The 11,409-nt window shown below is 41.4% G+C and carries 10 protein-coding genes; all 10 read left to right on the top strand.

Annotated features, from left to right (window positions below):
• The coding region (gene fucP, locus BKK47_RS03650) for an L-fucose:H+ symporter permease (RefSeq protein WP_077493555.1) at nt 1-1,114 on the top strand (1,114 nt) is incomplete at its 5' end.
• A 224-nt stretch (nt 1,115-1,338) separates the two neighbouring features.
• Nucleotides 1,339-2,973, top strand: a complete 1,635-nt coding sequence (gene pyrG, locus BKK47_RS03645) for a glutamine hydrolyzing CTP synthase (RefSeq protein ID WP_077493554.1) — start codon at nt 1,339-1,341, stop codon at nt 2,971-2,973.
• Between the two features lie 256 nt (nt 2,974-3,229).
• The gene (locus tag BKK47_RS03640) at nt 3,230-4,111 is read left to right on the top strand and encodes a pirin family protein (RefSeq protein WP_077493553.1); all 882 of its coding nucleotides are present in this window, start codon (nt 3,230-3,232) and stop codon (nt 4,109-4,111) included.
• A gap of 186 nt (nt 4,112-4,297) precedes the next feature.
• Complete coding sequence (gene nudC, locus BKK47_RS03635; RefSeq protein ID WP_077493552.1) at nt 4,298-5,098, top strand: NAD(+) diphosphatase; 801 nt, start codon at nt 4,298-4,300, stop codon at nt 5,096-5,098.
• Nucleotides 5,099-6,163, top strand: coding sequence for a uroporphyrinogen decarboxylase (hemE, locus tag BKK47_RS03630; protein WP_077493551.1), 1,065 nt, complete (start codon nt 5,099-5,101; stop codon nt 6,161-6,163). It abuts the gene before it with no gap.
• Nucleotides 6,164-6,172: 9 nt separating this feature from the next.
• Nucleotides 6,173-6,763 carry a YjaG family protein gene (locus BKK47_RS03625; protein WP_077493550.1) on the top strand — a complete coding sequence of 197 codons (591 nt, stop codon included), beginning with the start codon at nt 6,173-6,175 and terminating at the stop codon, nt 6,761-6,763.
• A 147-nt stretch (nt 6,764-6,910) separates the two neighbouring features.
• Nucleotides 6,911-7,183, top strand: coding sequence for an HU family DNA-binding protein (locus BKK47_RS03620; RefSeq protein WP_077433789.1), 273 nt, complete (start codon nt 6,911-6,913; stop codon nt 7,181-7,183).
• Between the two features lie 133 nt (nt 7,184-7,316).
• Nucleotides 7,317-8,090, top strand: coding sequence for a DeoR/GlpR family DNA-binding transcription regulator (locus BKK47_RS03615; protein ID WP_077493549.1), 774 nt, complete (start codon nt 7,317-7,319; stop codon nt 8,088-8,090).
• 55 nt (nt 8,091-8,145) lie between these two features.
• The gene (glmS, locus tag BKK47_RS03610; RefSeq protein WP_077493548.1) at nt 8,146-9,978 is read left to right on the top strand and encodes a glutamine--fructose-6-phosphate transaminase (isomerizing); all 1,833 of its coding nucleotides are present in this window, start codon (nt 8,146-8,148) and stop codon (nt 9,976-9,978) included.
• 182 nt (nt 9,979-10,160) lie between these two features.
• Entirely contained in the window at nt 10,161-11,378 is a 1,218-nt protein-coding gene (locus BKK47_RS03605) for an MFS transporter (RefSeq protein WP_077493547.1), read from the top strand.
• Nucleotides 11,379-11,409: the final 31 nt, after the last annotated feature.

Raw genomic sequence — 11,409 nt, 5'->3', positions numbered from 1 at the left:
TTACGGCACGATGGCGATTCCCGCCGCTATTTTTGCCAGCCGATACAGTTATAAAGCAGGAATTATGTTAGGACTTGTTCTCTATGCTGTCGGTGCGTTTTTATTCTGGCCGGCTGCACAATATGAGGAGTTTAATTTTTTCTTGATTTCACTTTATATTTTAACCTTTGGTCTGGCATTTTTGGAAACGACGGCAAACCCTTATATTCTCGCTATGGGAGATCCGCAAACTGCGACACGTCGTTTGAATTTTGCTCAATCTTTTAACCCGTTAGGTTCAATTACGGGGATGTTTGTGGCTTCTCAACTGGTGTTAACAAATCTTGAGTCCGATAAACGCGATACTGCCGGTAATTTGATTTTCCATACGTTGTCAGAAACGGAAAAAATGGGGATTCGTACTCATGATTTAGCTGAAATTCGTAATCCGTACATTATATTAGGTTTTGTGGTGATTGCGGTACTGATCATTATCAGTCTTTACAAAATGCCGAAAGTAAGGGTTGAAGAAGGTGATTGTCATATTACTTTTAAAGAAGCTGTCAGCCGTTTGATGCAAAAAGCAAAATATCGTGAGGGCGTCATTGCGCAAGTTTTTTACGTGGGTGTGCAAATTATGTGTTGGACGTTTATTGTTCAATATGCAGAACGTTTAGGTTTTACTAAGGCGGAAGGTCAAAATTTCAATATTATTGCGATGGGGATTTTTATCGCCAGTCGTTTCATTAGTACCAGTCTTATGAAATATCTCAGATCTGAATTTATGTTAATGCTCTTTGCTATTGGTGGCTTCTTTAGCATTCTCGGTGTGATTTTCATTGACGGAATATGGGGATTGTATTGCTTAATTTTGACCTCTGGTTTTATGTCACTGATGTTCCCGACAATTTATGGCATTGCACTCAATGGCTTAAAAGAAGAATCCACAATCGGTGCAGCAGGTTTAGTCATGGCTATTGTTGGTGGCGCGCTAATGCCACCGTTACAAGGGATGATTATTGATCTAGGTGAGGTAATGGGGCTACCTGCGGTGAATTTCTCTTTCATTCTACCTCTTATTTGCTTTGTGGTGATTGCTATCTACGGATTTAGAGCTTGGAAAATTCTTAAATAATAGTACGAATGACTGCGCTTAAAGTGCGGTCATTTTTTAACAAATTTGATGGATAAACCTTGCGTTTAATTCCGTATTCCCGTTGAGTTAGATCAACAAATAAGGTAAACTACCGTCCCGTCTTTGATAGCTAATCTTCTTCAATTTCCGACCGCACTTTTTGTGAAATGTCTCGCAAGATGATTAGCTATAATCATTTCTATCCCAACAAAAATAGGTTTCCTATGGCTACAAATTATATTTTCGTCACAGGCGGTGTGGTTTCATCGCTCGGTAAAGGTATTGCAGCGGCATCATTGGCGGCAATTTTAGAAGCACGCGGTTTAAACGTTACGATAATGAAACTTGATCCCTATATCAATGTGGATCCGGGCACGATGAGTCCTACCCAACATGGTGAAGTGTTTGTGACACAAGACGGGGCGGAAACGGATTTGGATTTAGGTCATTATGAGCGTTTCATTCGTACGAAAATGACGAAACGTAATAATTTCACTACCGGTAAAATTTATTCGGAAGTGCTCCGTAAAGAACGCCGTGGTGATTATCTTGGCGCAACGATTCAAGTGATTCCTCATATCACTAATGAGATTAAAGATCGCGTGATTGCAGGGGCTCAAGGGCATGATGTAGTGATTGTGGAAGTGGGCGGAACCGTGGGCGATATTGAATCTCTCCCATTCTTGGAAGCACTGCGCCAGCTTGCCGTACAAGTGGGGCGTGAGCATACATTATTTATGCATTTAACTCTTGTACCTTACATTCCAACAGCCGGTGAAGTCAAAACCAAACCAACTCAACATTCGGTTAAAGAATTGCTTTCCATCGGGATTCAGCCTGATGTGTTGATTTGTCGTTCCGATAGAATGATTCCGCCAAATGAACGGGAGAAAATCGCACTGTTTTGTAATGTACCGGAGCGTGCAGTAATTTCATTAAAAGATGTGAATTCGATCTATCAAATTCCGGCATTATTGAAATCGCAAGGATTGGATGATTTTGTTTGCGATCGTTTCCGTTTAAATTGCCAGGAGGCGGATCTTTCCGAATGGGAACAGGTGCTTTATAAACAAGCTAATCCTGTCGGGGAAGTAACCATTGGTATGGTGGGCAAATATACGGAATTGCCGGATGCCTATAAATCCGTGAATGAAGCATTAAAACACGCCGGATTAACCAATCGCCTATCGGTGAATATTAAATATATTGATTCACAAGATGTAGAAACCAAAGGTGTAGAGGTACTTCAAGGTGTGAATGGTATTCTTGTACCGGGTGGTTTTGGTTATCGTGGGGTGGAAGGTAAAATTCGTACCGCACAATATGCACGTGAGAACAATGTGCCTTATTTAGGCATTTGTTTAGGGATGCAAACAGCATTGATTGAGTATGCACGCAACGTAGCTGGGCTAACCAAAGCAAACTCTTCCGAGTTTGACCGTCATTGTGAACAGCCTGTTGTGGCATTAATTACAGAATGGCAAGATGCCGAGGGCAATACGGAAGTGCGTTCCGACAAATCTGATCTTGGTGGTACTATGCGTTTAGGGGCACAACAGTGTCATTTAGTAGAGGGAAGCCGTGCGCGTGAATTATATGGTGCAGAAACCATTGAAGAACGTCATCGCCACCGCTATGAAGTGAATAACGTCTTACTTCCACAAATTGAAAAGGCGGGATTGAAGGTAACCGGTTTATCTGCGGATAAAAAACTAGTGGAAATCATTGAAGTGCCAAATCACCCTTGGTTTGTGGCGTGCCAGTTCCATCCGGAATTTACCTCCACGCCACGTGATGGACACCCGTTATTTGCCGGTTTTGTTAAAGCAGCTTACGAAAATCACAAAAAATCAGCTTAACTTTTGACTATAAAACGATAAAAAGTGCGGTTAAAAATTTAACCGCACTTTTTGTTTTATTAAGAACCATGGGAACGACATTCAGCCAGGGGACAATCTTTTTCGCTTATTGAAATTTATTCATATCATTGAGACTATTTTTTCTTATTAGTAAATTATATTTTAACTAAAGCGCTATTTATTCAGATTTTGTAAAGTATATAATGCTCGCCATCAGCAGAACGATAGGTTCTAACAATAAATTAAGGAGTTTGATATGAAAAAAGTAGCAAATGTATTTACTGCACCGGAAAAACACTGGGTAGGTAATGGTTTCCATGTGGCGTCAATGTTTAGTTATAACGATAAAGATAAAAATCTTGATCCGTTTCTTTTAATGGATTATAACCCACCAAAATTCTTCCAAGGCGGTCGTCGTGATAATTCAGAATTTGATTTACGTGGTGTGGAAGAGCATCCACATCGTGGTTTTGAAACTGTGACGATTGCTTATCAAGGCGAAGTGTCTCATCGTGATTCTCATGGTGGAGGTGGAACAATCGGTACCGGCGATGTGCAATGGATGACGGCAGGCTCCGGTGTGATGCACGAAGAAATGCATTCGGAAAAATTTGCTAAAGAAGGCGGATTATTCGAAATGGTGCAGCTTTGGGTGAATCTACCGGCAAAAGATAAAATGACCACACCGAAATACCAAGCCATTAAATCGGCAGATATTCCGGTCGTGAAATTGCCTAACGATGCGGGGCAAGTACGTGTGATTGCCGGTGAGTTATTAGAAACAACGGGTTCTGCGAGCACCTTTAGCCCGATTAATATGTGGGATACCACGATGAATGCAAATGCGACACATACTTTTAGTGTGCCGGAAAGTCATAATGTGGTTATCCTTGTATTAGAGGGAACGATTCAAGTCGGCGGAGAGGCGGTTGCGCGCCGTGGCGAGTTAGTGACTTTCGAGCGTGGTGGTGCCGATGTACTTATTGAATCTAACAATGACGCTAAATTGTTAATTCTTACCGGTGAACCGCTTAATGAGCCGATTGTGGGCTACGGTCCATTTGTGATGAATACCCGCGAGCAAATTGTTGAAGCTTTTAACGATGTGCAAACCGGTAAATTCGGACGTTTAAACTAAAAAATGATAAGCCTCCGTGCTTAAATTTAAGGGTAAATTCCATTTAAGGATTTACCCTTTTATATTTTCTCTGCTATATGTCATATTGTTTTTTTTGGAAAATCTAATTGTGAATTAAAACTAAGCTTGTAGGTTTGTAAGTTGGTAAAATAATCAAAAAAGTGCGGTCATTTTGGGGGATATTTTATGCACAGTATTAAAGCCACAGATTCAGGATATTGGCTTCTCACACAAGGTTCCAATTTATACTTGATAAAGGGAGAATTACCTTACGGAACGGCTGTATCGCTTGGTTTTGAAAATTTAAAAGGTATGTTGATTGGTGAATGGGCAGGGCAGCCATTATGGCTTATTGAAGAACAACAGGATGATCAAAGAGAGTATTTTAGTTTAAGGGATTTGCTTTTTCTTCCGGAGGAAAAGTTTTATTTGTTAAGTCGTGGCGTGGAAATTAACCATTTTCTGAAAACCCATCAATTTTGTGGCAAGTGCGGTCGTTCCAACCGCCAAACAGAAGATGAAATTGCTATGCAGTGTACGAATTGCGGTTATCGTACTTACCCCGTCATTCATCCTTCCATTATTGTTGCGGTACGCCGTGGCACGCAAATTTTACTCGCCAATCATAAACGACATTATCAGCCCGGTGGTGGAATGTACACCACGCTTGCCGGTTTTGTTGAAGTAGGGGAAAGCTTTGAACAGGCTGTTCATCGGGAGGTATTTGAAGAAACGGGGATTCGGATTAAAAATATTCGTTATTTCGGTAGTCAACCTTGGGCGTTTCCGAATTCACAAATGGTCGGTTTTTTAGCTGATTATGAGAGTGGTGAGATTTCTTTACAGGAAACGGAAATTCATGATGCACAATGGTTTTCTTATCATCAGCCCTTGCCAGAATTACCTCCAACAGGTACTATCGCACGAAAATTAATTCATGCTACGCTTGAGCTTTGTAAAGTGGCAGATAACAAAAAGGAAACCTAAATGTCAGTATTAAAAAATGATCGCTATTTAAAAGCCTTATTACGCCAACCCGTGGATTACACACCGGTATGGATGATGCGCCAGGCAGGGCGTTATTTGCCGGAATATAAAGCGACACGTGCGCAAGCCGGGGATTTTATGTCCCTTTGTCGCAATGCGGATTTAGCTTGTGAAGTAACCTTACAACCTCTCCGCCGTTATGATCTTGATGCGGCGATTTTATTTTCCGATATTTTAACTATCCCCGATGCGATGGGGTTAGGCTTGAGTTTTGGTGTCGGCGAAGGCCCTAAATTTGCCAGACCAATTGAAAGCAAAAGTACGGTTGAAAATCTTCCGATTCCTGATCCGGAACAAGAGCTGCAATATGTAATGAACGCAGTACGCACCATTCGTCGTGAACTAAAGGGCGAAGTGCCGCTTATCGGCTTTTCCGGTAGCCCGTGGACGCTCGCCACTTATATGGTGGAAGGTGGCAGCAGTAAAACCTTCAGTAAAATTAAAAAAATGATGTATGCAGAGCCGCAAACGTTACATTTATTATTAGATAAATTGGCAAATGCCGTCATTCTTTACCTGAATGCCCAAATCAAAGCCGGTGCACAATCTGTGATGGTGTTTGACACTTGGGGCGGGGTATTGGGGCATCGTGAATATTTGGATTTTTCTCTTCAATACATGCACAAAATTGTTGATGGTTTGATTCGTGAAAATGAAGGGCGTACTGTGCCGATCACCCTTTTTACTAAAGGTGGTGGGCTATGGCTTGAAGCTATTGCCAACACCGGCTGTGATGCAATCGGCTTGGACTGGACGGTCAATTTAGCGGAGGCAAAAGCACGTGTCGGACACAAAGTTGCGTTACAAGGCAACATGGATCCAAGTGTGCTTTACGCGCCGGCAGAACGCATTGAACAAGAAGTGCGGTCAATTTTAGCGGATTTTGGCGAGGGTAGCGGACACGTGTTCAATTTGGGGCACGGTATTCACCAAAATGTGCCGGAAAATGCACCGAAAGTGTTCGTTGATGCGATTCACGAATATTCTAAAACTTATCATAAATAAAGAAATAAGATGCGAAATCCTATTCATAAACGTTTGGAAAACCTTGAAAGCTGGCAACATTTAACTTTTATGGCGGCATTGTGCGAGCGTATGATGCCGAATTTTAAATTGTTCTGCCAAATGAATAATATGGAAGCTGAGGGCAAACTCTACCAAAATATTATCAACCTTGTGTGGGAGTATTTAACAATAAAAGATTGCAAAATTAATTTTGAGAACCAGTTGGAAAAATTGGAAGACATTATTCCTGATGTGAATAATTATGATAATTTTGGTGTGGTACCTGCACTTGATGCCAGTGAAGCATTAGCTGAGATTTTGCACGGAATTATTGCAGGAGAAACCCTAGAAAGAGCGGTCAAAATCAGCCACATTTCTTTGGGGACGATTACGGCGTTATTGGAAACGGAAAACAGTCGTCATTTTTCTGAAAGTGAGCTCAAAGAATGCGAGGATATTCAAGCTGAATTGGATGTGCAGTGGCAAATTTATCGTTTGTTAAAAGAATGTGAAAAACGGGATGTTGCACTGATTTTGGATATAAAAAACGAAATTAGAACTGAGGGAATATCCAATATTGGTATAAAATTTAACCAATAACGTGAGATTTATCACAATTTTAAAAAATCTTACTTTTATTTCATTGAAAGTTAGATTATGCTTTATGAAGCCGTTGTTGCCTAGGCTGAATGCTTGGTGGCGCGCTTTATTAAAGAAACAAATTAAATTTAACGAAAGGTAAAGTCTATGAACAAAACAGATTTAATTGATGCAATTGCAAGTGCTGCAGAGCTAAATAAAAAACAAGCTAAAGCAGCATTGGAAGCAACTTTAGAAGCAATCGCTGCAAGCCTTAAAAAAGGTGAGCCGGTACAATTAATTGGTTTCGGTACATTTAAAGTGAACCAACGTGCAGCGCGTACTGGTCGTAATCCACAAACCGGTGCAGAAATTAAAATTGCTGCATCTAAAGTACCAGCATTTGTATCCGGTAAAGCATTAAAAGACGCAATCAAATAATTGGTGCATAAATTGCTATAAAGGACCCTGCCTTGAGCAGGGTTTTTTGTTGGCTAAAATTTCTTTACAAAAGCAATGCACTGCTATAATCTTTCGAATCGAAATTTATTCCGTCATATTTTAAGAGCCATTAATGAAACGAACCTTTCAGCCACGCAATACACAACAGCGACGACACGTAATTATGCAGTATTTGCAACAACAAGGTGAAGTGAGTGTAGAGCAGCTAGTTCAACGACTTGATACATCAGAAGTAACTATCCGTAAGGATTTAAGCGCATTAGAAAGTAGCGGTTTTTTATTGCGTAAATATGGTGGCGCGATCCTAATGCCAAAAGAGATTATTGATGAAAACGAAAATGAGGAACTTTCGAAACGAAAGCTGGTCATAGCTAAGGCTGCGGCAGAATGTATTCGTGATCACAATCGTATTATTGTGGATAGCGGTAGCACCACAGCGGCATTGATTAAGCAGCTTAATCGCAAACAAGGCTTGATTGTGATGACAAATTCTCTTTCAGTGGCAACGGAGCTTCGGGCTTTGGAGAATGAACCGACTTTATTAATGACGGGCGGCACATGGGATATACGCTCTGAATCTTTCCAAGGCAAAATAGCAGAACAGGTATTGCGATCTTATGATTTCGATCAGCTCTTTATTGGTGCAGACGGTGTTGATTTAGAGCGGGGAACAACGACATTTAATGAGTTAGTTGGTTTGAGCCAAGTTATGGCGGAAGTTTCTCGTGAAGTGATTGTGATGGTGGAATCCCAAAAAATTGGCAGAAAAATGCCTAATTTAGAGTTAACTTGGCAGCAAATAAATGTGTTGATTACGGATAGCGGGCTGTCAGAACAAGATAAACAAGCGATTTTGGCACAAGGTGTGGACGTGATCTGCGTATAAAGTGCGGTCAAAATTATCATTATTTTTCAAATTAGTTAGTAAATAGGGAAAACTTATGTGTGGTATTGTAGGTGCAGTTGCGCAACGTGATGTAGCAGAAATTTTAATCAATGGATTACACCGTTTAGAGTATCGTGGCTATGATTCAGCCGGAGTGGCGGTGGTCAATGCGCAGCATGAATTACAACGTGTTCGTTGTTTGGGTAAGGTTAAGGCATTGGATGAAGCCGTTGCGGTGAAACCGTTAATTGGCGGAACGGGTATTGCGCATACGCGTTGGGCTACTCATGGTGAACCTTCGGAAGCGAATGCTCACCCTCACGTTTCCGGCAATTTTGCAGTGGTGCATAATGGTATTATCGAAAATCATGAAGAATTGCGTGAATTATTAAAATCCCGTGGTTATGTGTTTCTTTCACAAACTGATACTGAAGTTATCGCTCATCTAGTGGAATGGGAAATGCGTAGCACGGATTCCTTACTTGTCGCAGTGCAAAACGTAGTGAAACAACTTACCGGCGCTTATGGTATGGTGGTGCTAGATCGCAATCATCCAGAACATTTGGTGGCAGCCCGTTCCGGTAGTCCATTAGTGATTGGTTTAGGGATTGGTGAAAATTTCTTGGCATCAGATCAGTTAGCATTGTTGAGTGTGACCCGTCGTTTTATTTTCTTGGAAGAGGGGGATATTGCGGAAATCACACGTCGCACCGTGGATATTTATGATGCGCAAGGAAATAAAGTTGAGCGTGAAGTGCATGAATCCAACCTTGAAAATGATGCGGCGGAGAAAGGCAAATTCCGCCACTTTATGCAAAAAGAAATTTTTGAACAACCGACCGCACTTATCAATACGATGGAAGGTCGTATTAATCATAATAACGTGATAGTGGAATCTATTGGCAATGGGGCGAAAGACATTTTGGAGAAAGTACAGCATATTCAAATTGTCGCCTGTGGTACATCTTACAATGCCGGTATGGTCGCACGTTATTGGTTTGAGGCTCTTGCGGGTGTAAGCTGTGATGTAGAAATCGCCTCTGAGTTCCGTTATCGCAAATTTGTCACTCGCCCAAACAGCTTATTACTCACGCTTTCTCAATCCGGTGAAACGGCTGACACTTTAGCCGCCCTTCGTTTAGCGAAAGAAAAAGGCTATATGGCGGCAATGACGATTTGTAACGTCGCTGGATCTTCTCTTGTGCGTGAATCTGATCTTGCGTTTATGACTCGTGCAGGGGTGGAAATTGGCGTAGCTTCAACAAAAGCTTTTACTACCCAATTAGCCGCAATGCTCATGTTAGTGACTGCAATCGGTAAACTTAATGGTAATATTTCCGATGAAAAAGAGAAAGAAATTGTGAAAGCATTGCATTCTCTCCCGGCAGATATTGAAAAAAGTTTAACTTTTGATAAAGATATTGAGCTTCTTGCAGAAGATTTTGCTGAAAAAAATCACGCTCTGTTCTTAGGTCGTGGCGAATATTATCCGATTGCCGTGGAAGCTTCTTTGAAATTAAAAGAAATTTCTTATATTCATGCAGAAGCCTATGCTGCGGGTGAACTAAAACATGGTCCGTTAGCATTAATTGATGCAGATATGCCGGTGATCGTGGTGGCTCCAACCAATGATTTATTAGAAAAAGTGAAATCAAATATTGAAGAAGTACGCGCTCGTGGTGGTCAATTATACGTCTTTGCGGATAAAGAGGCCGGTTTTAGTGAAACGAAAGGTATGAAAATTATCACTATGCCAAAAGTGAATGAAATCATTGCTCCGATTTTTTATACCGTGCCGATGCAATTATTGGCATATCACGTGGCTTTAATCAAAGGTACGGATGTGGATCAACCGCGTAATCTTGCAAAAGCGGTAACCGTTGAATAAATTGCGGTTGATTTAATCATTGTTTTAAAAGCACGAAATATAATTTTCGTGCTTTTTTATTTGCTTAACATAACAAGATTCTTTAAACTACGTCCCGATTTTGAGCGTGGATAGTTTCGCCGTTCATTACATAACCTTTCTCCACTTTAAACACTACCTGTGAGTAGTAAAAGGACATCAACATGACAACTAAAGTCAATCAATATGGCTGGAAAGCCCTTATTGGCTCTGCCGTCGGCTATGCAATGGACGGTTTCGATTTACTTATTCTTGGTTTTATGCTCAGCGCTATTTCTGCTGATCTTAATCTTACACCGGCTCAGTCAGGATCACTTGTCACTTGGACATTGATCGGTGCTGTATTCGGCGGTATTGTGTTTGGTGCATTAAGCGATAAATATGGTCGTGTACGTGTTCTGACGTGGACGATTGTATTATTTGCTGTTTTCACCGGTTTGTGCGCCCTTGCCCAAGGTTACTGGGATTTATTAATTTATCGCACGATTGCCGGTATTGGTTTAGGCGGTGAGTTTGGTATCGGTATGGCGCTTGCTATTGAGGCTTGGCCTGCACGTCATCGTGCCAGAGCTGCCTCTTATGTGGCTTTAGGCTGGCAAGTGGGCGTGTTAGGTGCAGCATTATTAACGCCGGCATTGCTACCCTATATCGGTTGGCGTGGTATGTTTATTCTCGGCATTTTTCCGGCACTTGTGGCATGGTATTTGCGGGTCCGTTTGCACGAACCTGAAATTTTTACTCAAAAACAGACCGCACTTTCAGCACAAAAAACATCAAAATTGGAATCTTTTAAGCTTTTAGTGAAAGATAAAGCGACGGCGAAAGTAAGTTTAGGGGTCGTTGTGCTGACATCCGTGCAAAATTTTGGTTACTACGGGATTATGATTTGGATGCCAAATTTTCTCTCAAAACAACTCGGCTTTAGTTTAACGAAATCGGGTATCTGGACGGCTGTCACCGTGTGTGGAATGATGTTGGGTATTTGGATTTTTGGTCGTCTTGCCGATAAAATAGGACGCAAACCGAGTTTCTTATTATTCCAGCTTGGTGCAGTAGTCAGCATTGTGGCTTATTCACAACTCACTGACCCAACGATAATGTTGATTGCCGGTGCGTTCTTAGGCATGTTTGTAAACGGTATGATGGGCGGTTATGGCGCGTTAATGGCAGAAGCTTATCCTACAGAAGCACGTGCGACAGCACAGAATGTGTTGTTTAACTTAGGACGTGCGGTAGGTGGTTTTGGACCGGTTGTCGTGGGGGCGATTGTTTCAGCTTACTCATTCAGTCTTGCCATTGCATTCTTGGCAATTATTTATGTAATTGATATGGTTGCCACGATTTTCCTTGTTCCGGAACTAAAAGGCAAAGCGTTACAATAAAGTGCGGTTGATTTTAGGTTTATTTTTAAAT

The sequence above is a fragment of the Rodentibacter mrazii genome (assembly GCF_001998825.1).
In the GTDB taxonomy this organism is placed as follows: Bacteria; Pseudomonadota; Gammaproteobacteria; order Enterobacterales; family Pasteurellaceae; genus Rodentibacter; species Rodentibacter mrazii.
The sequence above is the reverse complement of the archived record's forward strand: the minus strand, read 5'-3'. Positions and strand labels throughout refer to the sequence as shown.

What these genes read in the sequence shown, in the direction of transcription:
- pyrG (WP_077493554.1), top strand. Translation starts at nt 1,339, where the DNA reads ATGGCTACAAATTATATTTTCGTCACAGGCGGTGTGGTTTCATCGCTC.
- BKK47_RS03640 (WP_077493553.1), top strand. Translation starts at nt 3,230, where the DNA reads ATGAAAAAAGTAGCAAATGTATTTACTGCACCGGAAAAACACTGGGTA.
- nudC (WP_077493552.1), top strand. Translation starts at nt 4,298, where the DNA reads ATGCACAGTATTAAAGCCACAGATTCAGGATATTGGCTTCTCACACAA.
- hemE (WP_077493551.1), top strand. Translation starts at nt 5,099, where the DNA reads ATGTCAGTATTAAAAAATGATCGCTATTTAAAAGCCTTATTACGCCAA.
- BKK47_RS03625 (WP_077493550.1), top strand. Translation starts at nt 6,173, where the DNA reads ATGCGAAATCCTATTCATAAACGTTTGGAAAACCTTGAAAGCTGGCAA.
- BKK47_RS03620 (WP_077433789.1), top strand. Translation starts at nt 6,911, where the DNA reads ATGAACAAAACAGATTTAATTGATGCAATTGCAAGTGCTGCAGAGCTA.
- BKK47_RS03615 (WP_077493549.1), top strand. Translation starts at nt 7,317, where the DNA reads ATGAAACGAACCTTTCAGCCACGCAATACACAACAGCGACGACACGTA.
- glmS (WP_077493548.1), top strand. Translation starts at nt 8,146, where the DNA reads ATGTGTGGTATTGTAGGTGCAGTTGCGCAACGTGATGTAGCAGAAATT.
- BKK47_RS03605 (WP_077493547.1), top strand. Translation starts at nt 10,161, where the DNA reads ATGACAACTAAAGTCAATCAATATGGCTGGAAAGCCCTTATTGGCTCT.